The organism is Kribbella sp. NPDC055110 (genome assembly GCF_053607525.1).
Map to the genome: position 1 here is coordinate 15,447 of NZ_JBSGTS010000014.1, position 19,401 is coordinate 34,847.

Genomic DNA, 19,401 nt, shown 5'->3' on the forward strand with positions numbered 1-19,401 from the left:
GCCGTACCGTGAGGTCCGGCAAATCTCACACGATCCGAGGCAGCACACATGACGTCTGGCACCACTCCGGCCAATGCACCGAAGGCCAAGCGCCTGGCGTTCCTGCGGCGGGCCACCGTGGTCGCCGTCGCGATGGCGATCATGAACGTGGCCGCCTACGGTTTCACGCTCATCGGCACGCACCGGCTCGTCCCGGAACAGTTCGGCGCCCTCACGGCGTTGCTGGGTCTGCTGCTGATCGGCAATGTCGCCTCACTCGGTCTGCAGGCGGCCGGCGCCCGTCAACTCGCGACACACTCCGGTGCCGGCGCCGGAGCACTGGCCGACGCGATGCTGAAGGCGGGCAATCGCGCGGCGCTCGGACTGACCGCGGTCTGCCTGGTGCTCACACCGGTGTTCATGTGGCTGCTGCACATCGATTCGGTGGTCTCGATCCTGCTGCTCGCCCCGACGCTCGGCTGCCTGACGGTGATGGGAGCCCAGCTCGGCGTCCTCCAGGGCAGCAAACGCTGGACCGAGCTGGCCGCGATCTACACCGCCACCGGTGTCGGCCGCCTCGTCCTGGGCGGCGGCGCACTGCTCGTGCGTCCTTCACTCGACTCGGCGATGATCGGTCTCGCGCTCGGCGCCGCCGTACCGGTCGTGATCGGCCGCATCGCGCTTCGTGGATCGACCGGCGCGACCAAGGACCAGACCAAGCAGGTACTGCGGGAGACCGTGCACGGCACGCACACGCTGCTGGCGTTCTTCGCACTCGCGAACGCCGACGTGTTGTTCGCCCGCGCACTGCTCGACGGCACGGACAGCGGGTACTACGCGGCCGGGGTGATCATCGCGAAAGCCTGCCTGTTCCTCCCGCAGTTCGTCATCGTCCTGGTGTTCCCGACACTCGCACAGTCGCCCGGTGACACCCTGCGGCTGCGCAAGGCGATCGCGGCTGTCGCAGGTCTCGGTGTGTGCACGGTCGTCGGCACGCTGATCCTTCCCGATCTCGTCGTCGCGATCATCGGCGGCAAGGAGAAGTACGCACCGCTCGGCCCGTACACCTGGCTGTTCGCAGTCGCCGGCTCCGCGTACGCCGTACTGCAACTGGTCGTGTACGCCGCTATCGCGCAGCAGGAGAAACGCGCCGCGCTCGCGATCTGGCTCGGGCTGGTGGTGCTCGCGGTGGCCGCCGGGATCATCCTCGGCACCGGCACGGCGACCGGCCTCGACGGCGTGAAGGTGCTGGCCGCGATGACCAGCACCTGCGCGCTCCTGCTGTCGGCAGGCCTGGCGGCCGGACTGCACCGCCAGGCCGCCGAAATACCACAGGCTTGACCTATCACCACAAGCTTGACTTGGCGAACCGCCGGGCGAACGTATTCGCCAGTACCAGCAGCACCAGTCCGATGGCCGATCTGAACAACCCGATCGCGGTCGCGTAGCTGAACTGCGGGACCGCCGACGCCAGGCCGATCTTGTAGACGTACGTGTCGATCACCTCGGCGGTGTCCAGGTTCAGGTTGTTCTGCATCAGCAGCACCTTCTCGAACCCGACCGACAGGATCGAGCCGATGTTCAGGATCAGCAGGATCACGGCCACCGGCACGATCGCCGGCAGGTCGATGTGCCACATCCTCCGCAACCGGGACGCCCCGTCCACGATCGCCGCCTCGTGCAGCTCCGGCGGGACACTGGTCAGGGCGGCCAGGTAGATGATCGCGGCGAACCCCATCGTCTGCCACGCACCCGACCAGACGTAGATGTGCCGGAACAGCCCGGCGTCGCCCATCATGTCGACCGGACCGAAGCCGAACAGCCCGATGAACTTGTTCGCGACGCCGGTGTTCGGGTTGGTGAGTACGACGACCAGACCGACCACGACCACCGTGGAGATGAAGTGCGGCGCGTAGGTGATCAGCTGCGCCGACCGGCTGAACCACTTCTTCCGCACGGTGTTCAGGCACAGCGCGAGCATGATCGGCAACGGGAACGTCGCGACCAGCTCGTAGACGTGCAGATAGATCGTGTTCTTGATCAGCTTCCAGAACTGGTACGACTCCACGAACCGCTCGAAGTACTTCAGGCCGGCCCATGGGCTGCCCAGGATCCCGGACACCACGTTGTAGTCCTTGAAGGCGATGATGACGCCGTACATCGGCCAGTAGGCGAAGATCGCCAGCCAGATCAGCGGCAGCGCCAGCATCGCGTACAACTGCCAGTTCCGGCGGATCCGCAGCGCCAGCCCGACTGTGGGCTTCCCCGTCCGGTCCTTGCGGTGAGCCCCCGTCCGGACCTCCGGACGGGTCTCTGTCGAAGTGGTCATGCGCTCATCCCTTCAGCGAGCCGACCATGGCCCCCTTGACGAAGTGCTTCTGGACGAAGGGGTAGACCAGCAACGGCGGAATCATGCCGATCACGATCAGCGAGTACTTCAGCTGCTGCTGCAGCTCCTTCAGCTGCGCCAGCTTGCTCGTGTCCGGCATCTGCGACGGGTCGACCTTGGACTGGATCAGGATCTGCCGCAGTACCACCTGCAACGGGAACAGATGCTCGTTGGTCAGATAGATGAGCGCGTTGAAGAACGAGTTCCACTGGCCGACCGCGTAGAACAGCAGATTCACGGCGATGATCGGCTTGCTCAGCGGCAGCACGACGCGCCAGAAGAAGCCGAAGTCGCTGCAGCCGTCCACCTTGCCGGCCTCGACCAGTTCCTCCGGGATCGTCACCATGAAGTAGGTCCGGGTGATGATCACGTTCCAGACCGCCAGGGCGGTCGGCAGGATCATGGCCCAGCGGGTGTTCAGCAACCCGAGCTGGTCCACCACCAGATAGGTCGGGATCAGGCCGCCGCTGAACATCATCGTGAACACGAACGCGGCCATGATGAAGCCCTTGCCCGGCAGCCCCTTCCGCGACAGCGGATACGCCGCCAGCAGCGTGAGGACCGTGGCGACCAACGCGCCGGCCACCGCGTAGTACACGGAGTTGCCGAAGCTGCTGACGATCGCGTCGTAGTCGAAGATCGCCTTGTACGCGTCGAGAGTGAATCCGACCGGCCACAACCACACCTCGCCCGCCGACACCTTGTGGGTGTTGCTCACGGACGCACTGACGACGTACACGATCGGGTACAGGATCGCCAGGCAGAACAGTGCGAGCGCGGTGTAGATACAGGCCAGCGCGACCTTGTCGCCCTTGGTGTCCTGAATCGGCGCGCCGGTTCCCAGCCGCTGCTCGTCCGGCGGCAAGGTGCCTGCCGCGCTCATCCGTTGTAGGTCTCGTACGCGGCCTGCTGGAGCTCCAGATACGGCTTCACGCCGATCTTCGCCACCCGGTCCTTGTAGTCGTTCCACGCGGCGTCGTCGTTCGGGTCCAGCTGCCCGGTGACGAACTTGGAGAACGACAGATTGACCTCGCTCTTCAGGTTCGTCTTCAGCTCCGCCTCCTGCGCGGCCTGGTCCTGGTCCAGCGTGACCGGCGGGAACTGCATCTCCTGCGGCTGCTTGTACGGGAAGTAGTTGTCCACGGTCTGCTGGTAGAGCGGCTTCTCGAACGTCAGGTCGGCCGGGTTCACCCTCTCGGACAGCCGGAAGTCCTGCGAGCGGTACATCGTGTTGTCCTGGCTCCAGGTGATGTTCTTCTCGGTGTTCCAGGTCGCAGTCAGCCCGTAGACCGCCTGCTTGCCGTTGATCCCGACCTCGCCCTTCTTGGCCCACGCGAAGTTCGGCCCGGCGTACGCGCGCAGGATCGTCTCCAGCTCCATCTGCGCATCGGCCCACTGGACCAGCAGTTCGGGCTTCGCGCACTTCTTGGTGATCACGAGCTTGGCCACCTCGACGCCGATGCCCAGGTAGTTCCAGGCGGCGTACTGCACGCCGTTCGGGCCCTTCAGCGGCGGGACCGCGTCGTACTTGCGCCAGCGGGCATTCGGGTCCTTCTGGTCGATGTCCAGGAAACCGCCCCAGTAGTACGACCGGGCCCCGCCGATGATCGGCTTGCCCGGCGCGTTGCCGTAGCGGTCCATCTGGTCCTGATCGGCGGTGAAGACGTCCTTGTTGATCAGGCCCTCGGCGTACATCCCGTGGATGAACTTCAGGCCCTCGCGCCACTCGTCCTTGTCGAACGTGACATCGACCTTGCCGTCGTTCAGCACCAGCCACGGTTCGCCGGGGTTGTAGAGGAACGAGTTCATGAAGAACGTGTCGAGCGGCGCATCCTTGTAGCCGCAGAACGGGATGGTCCGGCCGTTGCCGCCCAGATCGGCCCTCTTGAAGGCCCGCAGCAGCTCGACGAACTCGTCGGTGGTCTTCGGGACCGCCAGCCCGACCTGCTTGATCCAGTCGGTGTTGAGGAACGTGCGCCCGTTGCTGGCCCGGCAGTGGTAGCAGTCGTTGATGTTCGGGAACGAGTAGATCTTCTTGTCCGGCGCCTGCACCAGCTTGCGGGTGTCCGGGTAGTCCTTCATCGCCTGCTGCAGGTTCAGCGCATAGCCGTCGAGGTACTGGCCGACGTCGGTGAACAGGCCCTGCTGGCCGTACAGGAACAGCTGCGAACGGGTGAAGTGCACGCCCATGAACGCGTCCGGGATGTCGCCCGCCGCGATCATCGCATTGACCTTGGTCATGATGTCGTCGTCGGTCCCGCCGACCTGGTTCCACTCGATGTGGATGTTGGTCTTCTGCTCGAGCCACTTGGTGAAGGCGTTGGTCTTCCAGTCCCCGATCGTCACGTCCTGCGGTACGACGATCTTGAACGTCACCTTCTCGCTGGTGAGCGGCTTCAACTCGCGGGCGACCGGGCCGACGTACCCCTCCGGGTACTGCACCGTGGTCAGCTTCGGGCCGAGCGTGACGCTCGGCGCCGCGCCGCCCGCACCGGGTCCTGCGCTGCTGGCGTTGCTCGAGCCGCTGCACGCGCTGAGCACACCACCGCCGGCGGCCGCGGTCAGTCCGAGTGCACCGGCGATGAGTGATCGGCGGCTGAGTCCCGGGCGTGCGTGATCGTTCGGCATGGTTCCTCCTAGGCGGCGGGGTGGGAACGGAGACGACATATCCGATGGCAATATCCAATAGGATCTCGGATCTTTGCGAGGGACGATGACATAGAAAAGGCAGCTTCGGAAGACCTCGGGCACTACTGACCGAGATCGGCCGCTCACTGTCGGGATCTTTCGTGCAAGCGCTTGCCGCTGAACGTTTAACTGACGATTTCTTGCAGCCTCCGGACGCATCACGGCTTCGGTAGGGTGCTGGTCATGCCGACGCCGAAGTTCATCCTCGACCTGCGCGAGAAGATCGGGCACGACCTGCTGTGGCTGAGCGGCCTGACCGCGGTCGTGCTCAACGACCGGGACGAGGTGCTCCTCGTCGAACGTGCCGACAACGGCCGATGGAGCCTGGTCGCCGGCATCCTCGAGCCGGGTGAGCAGCCGGCCGTCGGACTGGTCCGCGAGATCCAGGAGGAGACCGCGGTCGAAGCAGTCGTCGAACGCCTGGTCAGCGTCGAGTCACTCCCACCCGGCAGCTACCCGAACGGCGACCAGGTCCAGTTCCTCGACCTCTGCTTCCGCTGCCGCCCCCTCCGCGGCGACCCGCGAGTCAACGACGACGAGTCCCTGGACGTCCGCTGGTGGCCCCTGAACGCCCTACCGGACCTGACGGACCGGGAGCGAGTCTGCATCCAGCGAGCGCTCTCCCCCGATCCGCAACCGGTGTTCGCGACCTCTTAGTGGGCAGCCTCGTGCCAGGTGCGGCCGATGCCTACTGAGACGTCGAGGGGGACGTCCATTTCGACGGCGTGACCCATGTCGTGGCGGACCAGCTTCTCGAGGGCCTCGCGTTCGCCGGGGGCGATCTCGAAGACGAGTTCGTCGTGGACCTGGAGGAGCATCCGGGACTTCAGGCCGGACTCGCGCAGCGACCGCTCGACCTTCAGCATCGCCATCTTGATGACGTCCGCGGCCGAGCCCTGAATCGGCGCGTTCAGCGCCATCCGCTCGGCCATCTCGCGGCGCTGCCGGTTGTCGCTGGTCAGGTCCGGCAGGTACCGGCGGCGGCCCAGAATCGTCTCGGTGTACCCGGTCTTGCCGGCGTCGATCACGATCGACCGCAGGTAGTCCCGGACGCCGCCGAAGCCCTCGAAGTACTCGTCCATCAGGCCCTTGGCCTCGTCGACGCCGATCTTCAGCTGCTGACTCAGCCCGTACGCCGACAGTCCGTACGCGAGGCCGTAGTTCATCGCCTTGATCTTCGCGCGCTGCTCCTGGGTCACTGCCGACGGCTCTACCGAGAACACCCGCGACGCGGTCACCGAGTGGAAGTCCATCCCGGAGTTGAACGCGTCGATCAGGCCCTGGTCCTTCGACACGTGCGCCATGATCCGCATCTCGATCTGGCTGTAGTCCGCCGACATCAGCGACTCGTTGCCCTCGCCGACGATGAACGCCTGCCGGATCCGGCGGCCCTCCTCGGTGCGGATCGGGATGTTCTGCAGGTTCGGCTCGGTCGAGCTGAGCCGGCCGGTGGCCGCGATGGTCTGGTTGAACGTGGTGTGGATCCGGCCGTCGCGCGGGCTGATCGTCTTCAGCAGCCCCTCGACCGTCTGCCGCAGCCGGGTCGCGTCCCGGTGCGCCAGCAAGTACGCCAGGAACGGGTGCTCGGTCTTCTCGAACAGCGCCTGCAGCGAGTCCGCGTCCGTGGTGTACCCGGTCTTGGTGCGCTTCGTCTTCGGCATCTGCAGCTCGTCGAACAGCACCACCTGCAGCTGCTTCGGCGACCCGAGGTTGATCTCTTTCCCGATCACCTCGTACGCCGAGGTGGCCGCTTCCCGTACGCCGGTGGCGAACCGGTCCTCGAGCTGCTCCAGGTACGCCCGGTCGACCGCGATCCCGTCGCGCTCCATCGAGGCGATCACCTGGATCAGCGGCAGCTCGACGTCCGCGAGCAGCGCCGTACCGGCCTGCTTCTCGAGCTCGGCGTCGAGCGTGTCGGCGAGGTCCGCGATCGCGCGGGCGCGCAGCATCGTGTGGTCCGCGGCCGGCCCGCCCTCGACGTCGTCGAAGCTGAGCTGGCCGTTCTCGGCCTCCTCGGTGCGCAGCTCGCGCTTGAGGTACCGCACGGTCAGGTCGGCGAGGTCATACGCCCGTTGGTCGGGGCGGACCAGGTACGCGCTGAGTTGGGTGTCCGAGCTCAGGCCCGCGAGGGTCCAGCCGCGCTCCAGGAAGCCGAGCAGCGGACCGTTCACGTCGTGCAGAGCCTTCGGCTGCTTCTCGTCGGCGAGCCAGGCCTGCCAGGCGGACTCGTCGTCCGGCGTCATCGTGGTCGGATCGAACCAGGCCGCCGCACCGGACGTGTTCGCCAGCGCCAGACCGGTGATCTGACCGGTACCGCCGCCCCAGCTGCCCTGCACCGCGACACCGACGCGGTCACCGCCGCTCACGTGCTCCTTGAGCCAGGCCCCGACCTCGCCCGGCTTCAGCTGCACACCGTCCAGCTCGAAGCCGTGGTCGACGGCCGCGTCGACCTCCTCGTGCTCGGCGACCAGCCGCTCGCGCAGCACCCGGAACTCCAGGCTGTCGAACAGCGTATGCACCTTCTCCCGGTCCCACGGCACCCGGACCAGGTCGTCGACCGAGACGTCCAGCGTCAGGTCGCGGACCAGCTCGTTGATCTGCCGATTCCGGATCACGTCGGCGAGGTGCTCACGCAGCGACTCACCGGCCTTGCCCTTGATCTCGTTCACCCGGTCGACCACGTCGTTCAGCGAGCCGAACTGGTTCAGCCACTTGGCCGCCGTCTTCGGACCGACCCCGGGCACGCCCGGCAGGTTGTCGCTCTGCTCCCCCACCAGCGCGGCGAGATCCGGATACAGCCGCGGGCCGACGCCGTACTTCTCCTCGATCGCAGCCGGGTCCATCCGGGCGATCTCGGACACGCCGCGCTTCGGGTACAGCACCGTGACGTCCTCGCTGACCAGCTGGAACGAGTCCCGGTCACCGCTGCTGATCAACACCTCGAAGCCCTGCTCGGACGCCTGCGTGGCGAGCGTCGCGATGATGTCGTCGGCCTCCCAGCCGTCGATCTCCGTCATCGGGATCCGGAGCGCCTCCAGCACCTCCTTGACCAGCGAGATCTGCCCCTTGAACTCGTCCGGCGACTTCGAGCGGCCGGCCTTGTACTCCGTGTACTGCTCGGAGCGGAAGGTCTTGCGGGACACGTCGAACGCGACGCAGATGTGCGTGGGCTGCTCGTCGCGCAGCATGTTGATCAGCATCGAGGTGAACCCGTACACCGCGTTGGTGTGCTGCCCCGTGGTGGTGGAGAAGTTCTCCACCGGCAGCGCGTAGAACGCCCGGTACGCCAGGGAGTGCCCGTCCAGCAGCAGCACCCGCGGCCGGCCGTCGGTCATCGTCGTCGTGTTCGTTTCTGGAGCCACAACCCGACTCTAGTGGTTCCCACCGACAGTTCTGTCACAGCCGCGTACTCTGCTGGGGTGACTGATCAACTGAACCTGGGACCGGGTATGGGCATGGAGGGCACGCTCCTGCAACTGATGGGGATCGTTGTCACCGAGGCTGCGCCGGAGCGGGTCGTCGCGACGATGCCGGTGAAGGGCAACACCCAGCCGTACGGTCTGCTGCACGGCGGCGCGTCCTGTGTGCTGGCCGAGAGCCTCGGCTCGATCGGGTCCGCCCTGCACGCGGCGACGTACGGGAAGGTCGCGGTCGGCGTCGACATCAACGCGACCCACCACCGCGCGGTCCGGGACGGAGTCGTCACCGGCGTCGCGACACCGATCTACCTCGGCCGGACGACCACGTCGTACGAGATCGTCGTCACCGACGACCGGGACAAGCGGGTGTGCACCGCCCGGATCACTTGCCAGCTGATTCAGGCTCCGCCCGGGAGCTGACCGCGCGACGGGCGACCGCCGAGCGTCGTGACGACAGCAGGGCGAGCAGGTTCGGCGCGTGCTCGGCGGTGAGCCGGCGACGGACGGTGTGGGTGTTCGCGAACCGCAGTACGCCGGCCTGCCCGAGTCCGAGGCGGGCGAGGAAGCGATTCGCCTCGCGGGCGATCGCGGGCGCGACCACGGCCAGGTGGAGGCAGCTCTCGTGCTCGGCCCAGCTGACCGCTTCCGCGATCAGCGCCTTGCCGAGGCCGTGCCGGCGGGACGTGTCACTGACGTGCAGGTACTCGACCGTGACCGTCGAGTCGTCGTGCAGCGGACTGATCAGGGTCCGGCGCAGATACGCCATACCGTGCACGTGACCGTCCAGCTCGACCACCAGCAGCCGGCCGAACGGGTCGTCCAGATGCTTGCTGACGGCAACCTCGGCGGCGGCGGGCGACGGCGGCGCCGGAAGCCGCGACGGCAGGCCGGCAGCGGTGCTGAGCTCACGCCACAGCGCCACCAGCGCGTCGGCGTCACCCGGCTGGGCGTCCCTCACCTCGACGGCAGCCACCACAGCGACCTCCCGGTACGGTCCACCCCCGAGGTGAACGGACGGGCCGATACGCTCGTCCTCGCGCAACAGTAGGCCCTCGGGGGGCACCTGCAAAGTCGAGTGGGAGACCAGTTTGTTCATCGGGATCGGGACCGTCGTGAACGTTGCGACAGTGCTCCTAGGTTCGGTACTCGGCGTACTTGTCGGACACCGGCTCAGTCACCGCACCAGGGATCTCGTCACCGATGCGATCGGCCTGGTCACTCTGCTCATCGCAATTTCTTCTGCACTCACCGTCGGCGACCATGCACTCAGCGACGCGGTCGGCGACAGCGCCCCGATCCTGATCGTGCTGGGCGCGATGCTGATCGGCGGGATCACCGGTTCGCTGCTCCGGATCGAGCAGCGGCTGGAGGGATTCGGCGCCTGGATGCAGCACCGGTTCGACCGCGGCGAAGGGCAGAACACCTTCGTCGAAGGGTTCGTGTCGGCGTCGATGGTGTTCTGCGTCGGGCCGCTGACGTTTCTCGGCGCGCTGTCCGACGGACTCGGTCGCGGCGCGGATCAGCTGTTCCTGAAGGCGGTTCTGGACGGCTTCACGTCGATCGCCTTCGCCGCATCCTTCGGCTGGGGCGTCGCCGCGTCGGCCTTGGTCGTCCTCGTCGTACAGGGTCTGATGACGGCCGTCGGCGCCGTACTGGGCGACGTACTGCCGGAGGCGCATGTGACGGCGCTCGGCGCGACAGGTGGCGTGATGCTCATCGGTGTCGCGCTGCGGCTGCTGAAGCTGAAGCAGGTGGCCGTGGCCGACCTGCTTCCGGCGCTGATCGTTGCGCCGCTGCTGGTTCAGTTGCTCGTTGTCATCCGCAACTGAACCAGCAGCAACCGCGTTTCAGTCCTCGCCGAGGTAGGCCTTACGGACCGAGTCGTTCACCAGCAGGTCGCGGCCGGTGCCGGACAGCACGACCTTCCCGACCTCGAGCACGTACCCGTAGTCGGCCCGCTTCAGCGCGGCCTGGGCGTTCTGCTCGACCAGCAGGATCGTCGTACCCTGCTGCTGCAGCGCGGTCACCGTGGTCATGATCCGCTTCATCATGATCGGTGACAGACCCATCGACGGCTCGTCCAGCATCAGCAGCTTCGGCCGGCTCATCATCGCCCGGCCCATCGCCAGCATCTGCTGCTCACCGCCGGAGAACGTACCGGCCGGCTGCTTGCGCCGCTCCCCCAGGATCGGGAACAGGTCGTACGCCGCCTGCAGGTCGGAACGCACGCCCGCGGGATCGCGGCGGGAGAACGCGCCGAGCATCAGGTTCTCCTCGACCGACAGCCGCGGGAAGATCCGCCGGCCCTCGGGCGAATGCGCCAGACCGCGGGTGACGATGTCGTGCGCCGCCACGTGGTCGATCCGCTCGCCCTGGAACCAGATCTCCCCGCCGGTCGGCCGGAGCAGCCCCGAGATCGTCTTCAGCGTGGTGGTCTTGCCGGCGCCGTTGGTGCCGATCAGCGACACCACCTGCCCCTGCTCCACACTGAAGCTGATCTTCTTCACCGCAAGGATCTTGCCGTAGGCAACTTCCAGGTCCTTGACCTCGAGCATAGCGGCCATCAGACCTCCCCTCCGGGTACGTCGTCCTCGTCGTCGTCCTCGCCGGTGCCGATGTAGGCCTCGATCACCCGCGGGTCGGACTGCACCTCCTCGGGCGTGCCCTCGATCAGGGCCGCACCCTGGACCAGGCAGAGCACCCGGTCGCAGAGGTTGAAGATGAACCGCATGTCGTGCTCGATCACCACGACCGACAGACCGGAGTCCCGGATCTTGAAGATCAGGTCACTGGCCTGCCGGGTCTCCTGCGGGTTCATACCGGCCGTCGGCTCGTCCAGCAGGATGAGCTTCGGGTCGGTGGCCAGCGCCCGCGCGATCTCGAGCCGGCGCTGGTCGCCGTACGGCATGTTCCGGGCCAGGTGCTCGGCCGACCGGCCGAGCCCGACGAACTCGAGCAGCTCCTGCGCCCGTTTCCGGGTGGCCGCCTCCTCGTAACGGAACTTCGGCCCGTGCAGGACCGAGGTGAGCGCGCCCGCGCTGGTCCGGCAGTAGCGCCCGACCATCACGTTCTCCAGCGCGGTCATGTTCGCGAACAGCCGGATGTTCTGGAACGTCCGCGCCATCCCGGCCCGCACCACCGCGCGCGGCTTCGGCGGCAGCGGCGCCATCACCCCGGGCGCAGGCGCCGTCAGCCCCTGGTTCGCCGGGAGCAGCGGCACCTCTTCGACGACATTGCCAAGTCCTCCGCGCCGGGACAACACCGGCAGGAACCTGGCCCGCTGCGGCTTCGATCGCGGCAAGGCAGCGAACCGGACCTGTCCGCTGGTCGGTTTGTACAGGCCGGTGAGGCAGTTGAAGAAGGTCGTCTTGCCGGCGCCGTTCGGGCCGATCAGACCGACGATCTCGCCCTCGCGGACGGTCAGGTTGACGTCGTTGACCGCCAGCAGACCACCGAACCGCATGGTCACACCGGAGGCTTCCAGGACCGGCTCGCCGATCGACCGCGTGGCTGTGTCCTGAGTTTCGGTTACCGTCATTTCGCCTCCTCCACCGCGATCAGCCGTTCCTCTTCGACCGCGACGGCCAGCTCCTCGTCCTCTTCGTGGAACTCCAGCTTCCGCCGTCTGCTCGCGACCAGCCCCTCGGGCCGGAACCGCATCATCAGCACCAGCAGCAGACCGAACAGCAGCAGCCGGTACTCGAGGAAGAACCGCAGCTTCTCCGGCAGCACCTTCAGGATCGTTGCACCCAGCAACACACCGACGATGGTGCCCATACCGCCCAGCACGATCGCGGCCAGCAGGAACGCCGACTCCAGGAAGATGTACTGGTCCGGACTCACCGCACCGTCCTGGTGGGCCTTGACCGTGCCCGCCATACCGGCCAGGAAGGCGCCGATCGCGAACGCGAGCAGCTTCAGCCCGAACACGTTCACGCCCATCGCCTCGGCGGCCTTCTCGTCCTCCCGGATCGCCACCCAGCCGCGCCCGATCCGGCTGTTGTTCAGCCGGGAGAACGCCAGGATGACGCCGCCGATCAGGACCAGCAGCAGGAAGTAGTAGTTCGAGTTCCTGGTGAGGTCGATCCCCGCGATCGTGTGGTCGGTGCCGAAGTTGAAGCCGAACAGCTCCAGGTCCGGGATGCCCGGGATCCCGTTCGGGCCGTTGGTCAGGTTCGGGCCGTTGTTGCCGTCCAGGTTGAACATCGAGAACCGGAAGATCTCACCGAAGCCGAGCGTCACGATGGCCAGGTAGTCACCGGAGACCCGCAGCGTCGGCGAACCGATGATCAGGCCGAGCAGCGCCGCCACACAGGCGCCGACCAGGACCACGATCAGGAACGGCGGCTTCCAGCCGATGGTCGCGAACGCCGACGTCGACAACGTCGCCGCGACGTACGCACCCGATCCCAGGAACGCGATGTACCCGAGGTCCAGCAGGCCGGCCAGGCCGACCACGATGTTCAGGCCCATCGCGGTGGCGCTGAACACCAGCACCGCGCCCGCGATCGACATGTTGGTGTCGTCCCCGTTCTGGGTGAACGGGAACAGGAACGCGGCCGCGAACGCCGCCAGCGTCAGCACCTTGCGGTGCCGCTGCCCGGCGTGGCTCACGAACGTCATCACCCCAGTCCGGAACAGGCTGGTCGCAGCAGCCCCGACGAACACGAGGCACAGGATGAGCGGCCAGGCCTCGGTCTGGGCGAGCGCGTACGCCGCGACGAACAGCAGAGCTGCCATCAGGCCCGCGATCGACAGGATCTCGAACCAGGCCGGCGTCCGCGCCTCGCTCAGGTCCTGCAGTTGCCGCAACGGCAGCAGCCACGCCGACGCCGCGACCAGTGCGGCGCCAACGAGCGTGACGTACCCGCCCGGGTTGACGTTGATCAGGCCGTCGGACTCCACCGAGATCGCGACCAGGGTCACCACCATGTACACCACGAGGCCGACACCCAGGGCGCGTAGCCCGAGGGTCGCGTCCAGCCACGCGCCGAACTTGACCAGCGGCCCCTTCTCGACGAGCAGCAGGACCAGCGCCAGCAGGGCGAGGATGATCGCCAGGATCTGCAGGCCGTTCGGGTAGAAGTTGACCGACAGATCGTTCAGGATCTGCCCGTCGTAGCTCCAGGACAGGAACGAACCGGCAATCACCAGCACCACGCCGGCCACGCCCAGCGGCCAGGCGATCGGCTTACCCGGCTTCGCCACCGGAGCCTCCGAGATGTCGTCGACGGGAGTCTCGATATCGGTCATGCGCGGTCCACCACCCTCGCGCCCAGCAGGCCCTGCGGCCTGAACACCAGAACCAGGATCAGAATGACGAACGCCCACACGTCCTTCCAGGTACTACCGCCGAACTGGCCGGGGATGTACTGCGTGGCCATCGCCTCGACGACGCCGAGCACCAGACCACCGGCGACGGCACCGTAGATGTTGCCGATACCGCCGAGCACCGCGGCCGTGAACGCCTTCAGGCCGGCCAGGAAGCCCATCCGGAAGTCGATGTTGGTGTTCTGCAGCCCCTGGGAGACGCCGGCGATGGCGGCGAGCACCGCACCGAGGGCGAACGCGACCACGATGATCCGGTCGACGTTGATCCCCATCAGCCGTGCAGTGTCCGGGTCCTGCGAGACGGCCTGCATGCCCCGTCCGATCCGGGTCCGGTTGATGAAGAACCAGAGCAGGACGGCACAGACCACCAGCGCCCCGACTGTGAAGAGCGCGGACCGCTGGATCGTCACACCACCGATCTGCAGCGCCTTGCCCGTCACCCCGTCGAGTTGCGGGAACGGGATGCGCAGCTTGGCGCTCGGCCACTCGACGCGGGTGATCAGCTTCTTGAAGAGCACCCAGCCGATCTCGACGACGAGGGCGCCACCGACAGCGGCGGCAGCGATCGCCGGGAGCGGTACCTCGACCCGGGCGTTCCGGCGTACCGCAAGACCGGCAAGCCGGCCGATGCCGGTGCCGACCAGCGCGCCGAGCACGATCACACCCGCGATCAGCAGCGGGTTGAGGTCGCGGTTGAGCAGCCGTACGACGATCCACAGAGCGACGGCGCCACCTGCGCCGCCGAGCAGCGGAGCACGGTCGAACCACCGGGACACCGGGTGGTTCAGGTCCACCTTGGCCACCCGTCCGCCGGCGACGTAGCCGACGGCGATCGCCAGACCGGCGAACACCACGACCGTCCAACCCGGCGACTCGTAGAAGAGCCGGATGAATTCCTGCAGGAACACGGAGATTCCGATCGCCGTGATCAGCGGTGCGAGTCGTGGCGCGTTCCGCAGGGGACGGTACGCGACACGTTCCATCAGCACCGCGGTGCCGACCGACGCGATCATCGCGCCGATGATCATGATCGGCAGGATCCATACGGCGGTCTTGCCGTTGAAGAACAACAGGTACGTCGTCAGCGCGCCGAACGCGCCGATCATGAACACCTCGCCGTGGGCGAAGTTGATGAGCTGCACGATGCCGTACACCACCGTGTAGCCGACCGCGATCAGGGCGTACAGCGAGCCCAAGGTCAACCCGTTGACGAGTTGCTGGAAGAACTGGTCCACGTCGACCTCCCATCTGCCTCGGTTATGACATGCCACGGGGGTGGGAGGATTGCTCCCACCCCCGAGACATGAGGTCGACCCTGCTTACTTGGTTTCGAAGTCCTTGGTCTCCACGGTCGCCCACTTGCCAGCGGCAACCTTGTAGACGGTCAGGACCTTCGAAGTGGTGTCGCCGTACTGGTCGAAGGCGACCTTGCCGGTCACACCCTCGAAGCTGACCGCGCTCATCGCGTCGACCGTCGCCTTACGCGCGGACTCGACGTCCTTGGCGTCCTTCAGCGAGGTCTTCAGCGCCGCGATGATCGCGTTCGCGGCGTCGAAGGAGTAGCCACCGTAAGCGGCGTACGGCTCCTTGTAGTTCTGAGCGTTGTAGTCCGCGACGAACTTCTTCGCCGACTCCAGGCTGTCGACCGGGGCGCCGACCGAGGTGGCCAGGTCGTTGTCGGCCGTCTTACCGGCCAGCGTGATGTACTTCGGGTCGAAGATGCCGTCGCCGCCCATCAGCGGGACGTTCAGGCCGGCGGCCTTCATCTGCTGCGAGAGCGGCCCGGCGTTCGGGTACTCACCGCCGTAGTAGATCGCCTGCGGGCTGGACGGCTTGACCGCGGAGATCACGGCCTGGTAGTTCGACTCGTCCGGGTTGATCGTCTGCGCCGACACGATCTGACCGCCGAGCTTCTTGAACTCGTCGGTGAAGGTGCCGACCAGGCCCTGGCCGTACGCCTTCTTGTCGTGGATCGTGGCGACCTTGGTGATCTTCGCGGTCTCGTACAGGTACCGCGCCGCGAACGGACCCTGGACGGCGTCCGTCGTGCAGGTCCGGAAGTACGTCGGGTACGGACGCTTCGGGTCGGTCTGCCACTTGGCGCCCTGGGTCAGGCCGGGGCCGGTGTTGGCCGGGGAGACCTGGACGATGTTCTTCGGCGCGAGGACCGGCTGGACCTGCTGGCTGACGCTGGTGTTCAGCGTGCCGACGACGCCGATGACGTCCTTGTCGCTGGCGAGCGCGGTCGCCGCGTTCTTGCCCGGCTCGGTCTTGCCCTCGTCGTCCTTCGGCGCCACCTCGAGCTTCCAGCCCGGGATCGCGTTGGAATCGTTGGCCTGCTTCACAGCGAGTTCGACGGAGTGCTGGATACCCAGACCCAGAGCCGACAAGTCTCCCGACAGCGGCGCGATGACGCCGATCTTCGCGGTCTTGGTCGAACCTCCGGAGCCCCCGCCAGAGCCGTTGTCACTGCGTGAGCCGCAGGCAGTCAGGGCCAACGACGCAACGATCAGCGACGCGCCGACCCGTACTACGGAACGCTGGTGCACTGTTCCTCCCATGTCTGGATAGTCCCAGCGAATCCGGGACTCTCGCGCATTTGCCACGAGCACCCGCAGGTTAGACCCAGCGATGGTTCCAAGCGAACAGCGCATCGGCTGTGTTGTGAGGTCGTTACCCCGGTAAGCATCGTCCTGTCACCTGAATGCTGACTCAGGGGGTCACTCAGTGACGTACGGTCAGCAAACAGTAGTCCTGGGTGAGATCCGGCGGCTGTCAACCAGGGTGACTGTCACGATTCGTCACGAAGGCGCCATCGCGTTCAGCGCACGGTCACGACACGCCGATACGGGAGGCGGCGGACTCGGATTTTTGCCATCGCGGGCAGTGCTGTCTGCCCGATCAGGAATCGCCGGCTTCGTTGACGACCAACTCGGCCACCTGACGCATCGAGACCCGCTTGTCCATCGCGGTCTTCTGGATCCACCGGAACGAGTCCGGCTCGGACAGCCCGAACTTGGTCTGCAGGATCGACTTCGCCCGGTCGACCAGCTTGCGGGTCTCCAGCCGCTCGGCGAGGTCGGCGACCTCCCGCTCCAGCTCAGCGAGTTCGACGTACCGCGAGGCGGCGATCTCGATCGCGGGCAGCAGGTCGGCCTTCGAGAACGGCTTCACCAGGTACGCCATCGCGCCGGCGTCCCGCGCCCGCTCGACCAGCTCCCGCTGCGAGAACGCGGTCAGCATCAGCACCGGCGCGATCCGCTCCCCCGCGATCTTCTCCGCCGCGCTCAGCCCGTCCAGCTTCGGCATCTTCACGTCGAGAATCACCAGGTCCGGCCGCTGCTCGATCGCCAGCCGCACAGCCTCCTCGCCGTCCCCCGCCTGCCCGACGACGTCATACCCCTCTTCCGCGAGCATCTCAGCCAGATCCATCCGAATCAAAGCCTCGTCCTCGGCAATCACCACACGCTTAGCAGTCACACCGCACACCCTAGCGACCCCACCTCACCTCTTCGGCCCCACGAACACATCCAACGCGGCAACCGCTTCCTTCCGGCTCACCGCGATCGCATTCCGCCGCGGCTGCCGCCAAGCAATCCCTAACTGGTCCAGCGCATCCGTGAGAATCCTCCGGATGTCCTCCGACTCGTTCGAGAACATGTACCGCGTGTAGTAGTACCGCCTACCGTCCGGCTTACTCGCCCAGTTCACGAACCGACACCCATCGGAGTGAAACAGCCCGCGCAGCAGCTGTTCGGGGTACTTGGCAACAATCTCCAGTTGCCAGTCCGCCAGCTCGATCTTCCGTAGATGCTTCAAGCCCGGACCGTGCTGAGGGAACAAGCAAGGCCAGTGCTTCCAGCGAGCTTCCGTCAGGATCGCGCCGACGCCGCGGCGTGGGCACGGACTCGCGGTCGGCTTGACCAGCTTGATGGTCTCGAAGATCTCCCGGTTGAGGTCCGGGTACTTCTGGTCGTTGGCGATCTGCAGCGTGAATACTCCGCGACGGGCACGCGCGATATGCCCGTCGCCCAGGTACCAACCGAGCAGCAGCGCGTACGCCGCCTCGTCCAGCTCGGCCCCGTCACACCGCGGACACGGCGTTCCCTGGAAGCCGGTCCCCCGCGGTAACCCACGCCGCTGATAGAGCCGCCGCCAACGCCGGATCGTCTTGATCGCAACGCCGTGGATCTCGGCATTCACCCGATCGGACATGCCCTCGTCCGACATTCGCAATGCAGAATCCACCGTCTCCTGTGACCTGATGTGCCCCATGCCACATCGTCCCGAAGACCACCGACAGTTTTGTGCCGGGTGTGGGATTCGAACCCACACGCCCTTGCGAGCAACGGATTTTGAGTCCGTCGTGTCTGCCATTCCACCAACCCGGCAAGGCTGCAGGAGAAACTCTAGCCGCAATTCGCACGATTCCGCTCATCGCCCTGCCGCCCTGCGCTGCAGGTCGGAGGTCTTGCGTGGCCGCACTCGGGAGATCGCACTCGCGGCGATGGCTGCCGGTGAGAGGCTGAATGCGATCAGCAAGCGGCTCGGGGTCTGTCGGGCGGCGCTTCGGGACTGGCGGGACGGCAAGGTACGTCCGACGCCGCTGAGTATCTGCCCGCGGTGTGGAAGCGGGCCTCTCGACACCTCGTCGTACGCGCATCTTCTTGGGCTGTATCTCGGTGACGGATGTTTGTCGCGGCACCGCCGTACGATCGCGCTCGCCGACTGGCAGCAGGAGATCGTTGCCGCGTACCCCTAACTGTTCCTGTGCGGCCGGGCCGGGGCCGAAGGGCTAGGTTGTGAGGTGGTGGTGGGCGAGGGTGGCTAGGGTTGGGGAACCGTAGTCGTGGGGGTTGTGGAGGGTGGCGCCGGTGTCTGTTCCGGGGCCTTTGAGGGCGTTTTTCAGTTCGGCTCGGAGGACGTGAGCTTCGGGTGACGGGTCCGACTCGAGTGCGGCCAGCGCGCGTCGGGCGGCGGGGCGGTAGTTGGGGATGAAGACGAGGCCGGGGTCGGCGGGGAGTACGACGTTGTCGGGGTGGGCGTCCCAGAACTCGACATGCGTGAAGGCTGCCGCACCGAAATCCAGGTTGCGCAGCGGCGCCGGGACCGGGCGGTCGGGTCGGGGGCGGCAGTCGAAGACGACATCGCGGAGTGCACCGGCGAAGGTGCAGTCGCGGAGATCGCATTGCTCGAACTGGACGCCGTCGAGGCGAGCCTTCGAGAAGTCGCAGCCGTCGAAGAGCGCACCGATCAGTACGGCGCCGCGGAGATCGGCGCCGGCGAAGGAAACCCGCTGCCACTCGTTCCGGCGTTTCCGGTGCCAGCTGCCCAGTACGGCGTCCCGCAGGTCGGCGCCGGCGAACGAGGAGTCCGCCACCTTCGTGTCCCAGATCCGCAGATCCCGCAGCGAGGCGCCCGAGAAATCGCACCCCTCGATCCGGCTACCCCTCCAGCGCAGCCCCACAGCCCGGAACCCGCGATGGTCCTCGCCGCGCAACTTGGCCTTCTTGAGATCGTCCACGGACCGAAAAGTAGTCGAGGCGGGGGGGGGCCCGGCCCCCCCCCCCCGCGGCGGGGCAGGGGCTAAGCGGT

General features: G+C 66.7%; 18 protein-coding genes and 1 tRNA gene. 5 read left to right on the forward strand and 14 right to left on the reverse strand.

Annotated features, from left to right (window positions below; all coding sequences use genetic code 11):
- Positions 1–48: 48 nt before the first annotated feature.
- A complete protein-coding gene (locus ACWF0M_RS22225; RefSeq protein WP_452237584.1) occupies positions 49–1,320 on the forward strand; it encodes a lipopolysaccharide biosynthesis protein in 1,272 nt (423 codons plus the stop codon).
- 4 nt (positions 1,321–1,324) lie between these two features.
- Here ACWF0M_RS22225 and ACWF0M_RS22230 read toward each other — a convergent pair whose 3' ends face one another.
- The 3 genes from ACWF0M_RS22230 to ACWF0M_RS22240 are packed head-to-tail and all read right to left on the reverse strand — an operon-like array spanning position 1,325 to position 4,996.
- Positions 1,325–2,308: an ABC transporter permease gene (locus tag ACWF0M_RS22230; RefSeq protein ID WP_452237585.1), complete on the reverse strand. Its 984-nt coding sequence runs from the start codon at positions 2,306–2,308 to the stop codon at positions 1,325–1,327.
- A gap of 4 nt (positions 2,309–2,312) precedes the next feature.
- Positions 2,313–3,251 (reverse strand): carbohydrate ABC transporter permease, encoded by a 939-nt coding sequence (locus tag ACWF0M_RS22235; protein ID WP_452237586.1) that lies wholly within the window; start codon positions 3,249–3,251, stop codon positions 2,313–2,315.
- Positions 3,248–4,996 (reverse strand): extracellular solute-binding protein, encoded by a 1,749-nt coding sequence (locus ACWF0M_RS22240; protein ID WP_452237587.1) that lies wholly within the window; start codon positions 4,994–4,996, stop codon positions 3,248–3,250. Before ACWF0M_RS22240 ends, ACWF0M_RS22235 begins: the two co-directional genes overlap by 4 nt.
- A 243-nt stretch (positions 4,997–5,239) precedes the next feature.
- Between ACWF0M_RS22240 and ACWF0M_RS22245 the strand changes: the two genes are divergently transcribed.
- The gene (locus ACWF0M_RS22245; RefSeq protein WP_452237588.1) at positions 5,240–5,713 is read left to right on the forward strand and encodes an NUDIX hydrolase; all 474 of its coding nucleotides are present in this window, start codon (positions 5,240–5,242) and stop codon (positions 5,711–5,713) included.
- On the opposite strand, the gene polA is transcribed toward ACWF0M_RS22245, so the two are convergent.
- Positions 5,710–8,391 carry a DNA polymerase I gene (polA, locus tag ACWF0M_RS22250; RefSeq protein WP_452237739.1) on the reverse strand — a complete coding sequence of 894 codons (2,682 nt, stop codon included), beginning with the start codon at positions 8,389–8,391 and terminating at the stop codon, positions 5,710–5,712. The genes ACWF0M_RS22245 and polA overlap by 4 nt on opposite strands.
- A 114-nt stretch (positions 8,392–8,505) precedes the next feature.
- Between polA and ACWF0M_RS22255 the strand changes: the two genes are divergently transcribed.
- Positions 8,506–8,895 (forward strand): hotdog fold thioesterase, encoded by a 390-nt coding sequence (locus ACWF0M_RS22255; RefSeq protein WP_452237740.1) that lies wholly within the window; start codon positions 8,506–8,508, stop codon positions 8,893–8,895.
- Here ACWF0M_RS22255 and ACWF0M_RS22260 read toward each other — a convergent pair.
- Positions 8,858–9,448: an N-acetyltransferase family protein gene (locus ACWF0M_RS22260; protein ID WP_452237589.1), complete on the reverse strand. Its 591-nt coding sequence runs from the start codon at positions 9,446–9,448 to the stop codon at positions 8,858–8,860. The genes ACWF0M_RS22255 and ACWF0M_RS22260 overlap by 38 nt on opposite strands.
- Before the next feature lie 115 nt (positions 9,449–9,563).
- On the opposite strand from ACWF0M_RS22260, the gene ACWF0M_RS22265 reads away from it, so the two are divergent.
- The gene (locus tag ACWF0M_RS22265; protein WP_452237590.1) at positions 9,564–10,304 is read left to right on the forward strand and encodes a DUF554 domain-containing protein; all 741 of its coding nucleotides are present in this window, start codon (positions 9,564–9,566) and stop codon (positions 10,302–10,304) included.
- Positions 10,305–10,322: 18 nt separating this feature from the next.
- Here ACWF0M_RS22265 and ACWF0M_RS22270 read toward each other — a convergent pair whose 3' ends face one another.
- The 8 genes from ACWF0M_RS22270 to ACWF0M_RS22305 form a co-directional block, all read right to left on the reverse strand.
- Positions 10,323–11,039, reverse strand: a complete 717-nt coding sequence (locus tag ACWF0M_RS22270; protein WP_452237591.1) for an ABC transporter ATP-binding protein — start codon at positions 11,037–11,039, stop codon at positions 10,323–10,325.
- Positions 11,039–12,013, reverse strand: a complete 975-nt coding sequence (locus ACWF0M_RS22275) for an ABC transporter ATP-binding protein (protein ID WP_452237592.1) — start codon at positions 12,011–12,013, stop codon at positions 11,039–11,041. The genes ACWF0M_RS22270 and ACWF0M_RS22275 overlap by 1 nt, the downstream gene beginning before the upstream one ends.
- Positions 12,010–13,728, reverse strand: coding sequence for a branched-chain amino acid ABC transporter permease (locus tag ACWF0M_RS22280; protein WP_452237593.1), 1,719 nt, complete (start codon positions 13,726–13,728; stop codon positions 12,010–12,012). Before ACWF0M_RS22280 ends, ACWF0M_RS22275 begins: the two co-directional genes overlap by 4 nt.
- Positions 13,725–15,041 carry a branched-chain amino acid ABC transporter permease gene (locus tag ACWF0M_RS22285; protein ID WP_452237594.1) on the reverse strand — a complete coding sequence of 439 codons (1,317 nt, stop codon included), beginning with the start codon at positions 15,039–15,041 and terminating at the stop codon, positions 13,725–13,727. The genes ACWF0M_RS22280 and ACWF0M_RS22285 overlap by 4 nt, the downstream gene beginning before the upstream one ends.
- Positions 15,042–15,125: 84 nt before the next feature.
- Entirely contained in the window at positions 15,126–16,367 is a 1,242-nt protein-coding gene (locus ACWF0M_RS22290) for a branched-chain amino acid ABC transporter substrate-binding protein (protein ID WP_452237595.1), read from the reverse strand.
- 340 nt (positions 16,368–16,707) lie between these two features.
- Positions 16,708–17,295 carry an ANTAR domain-containing response regulator gene (locus ACWF0M_RS22295; RefSeq protein WP_452237596.1) on the reverse strand — a complete coding sequence of 196 codons (588 nt, stop codon included), beginning with the start codon at positions 17,293–17,295 and terminating at the stop codon, positions 16,708–16,710.
- Positions 17,296–17,310: 15 nt separating this feature from the next.
- Positions 17,311–18,021 (reverse strand): transcriptional regulator, encoded by a 711-nt coding sequence (locus ACWF0M_RS22300; protein WP_452237597.1) that lies wholly within the window; start codon positions 18,019–18,021, stop codon positions 17,311–17,313.
- Positions 18,022–18,114: 93 nt separating this feature from the next.
- Positions 18,115–18,197 (reverse strand) — tRNA-Leu (locus ACWF0M_RS22305).
- Between the two features lie 80 nt (positions 18,198–18,277).
- On the opposite strand from ACWF0M_RS22305, the gene ACWF0M_RS22310 reads away from it, so the two are divergent.
- Positions 18,278–18,568, forward strand: coding sequence for a hypothetical protein (locus tag ACWF0M_RS22310; RefSeq protein ID WP_452237598.1), 291 nt, complete (start codon positions 18,278–18,280; stop codon positions 18,566–18,568).
- 33 nt (positions 18,569–18,601) lie between these two features.
- Here ACWF0M_RS22310 and ACWF0M_RS22315 read toward each other — a convergent pair whose 3' ends face one another.
- Entirely contained in the window at positions 18,602–19,330 is a 729-nt protein-coding gene (locus ACWF0M_RS22315) for a pentapeptide repeat-containing protein (RefSeq protein WP_452237599.1), read from the reverse strand.
- Positions 19,331–19,401: the final 71 nt, after the last annotated feature.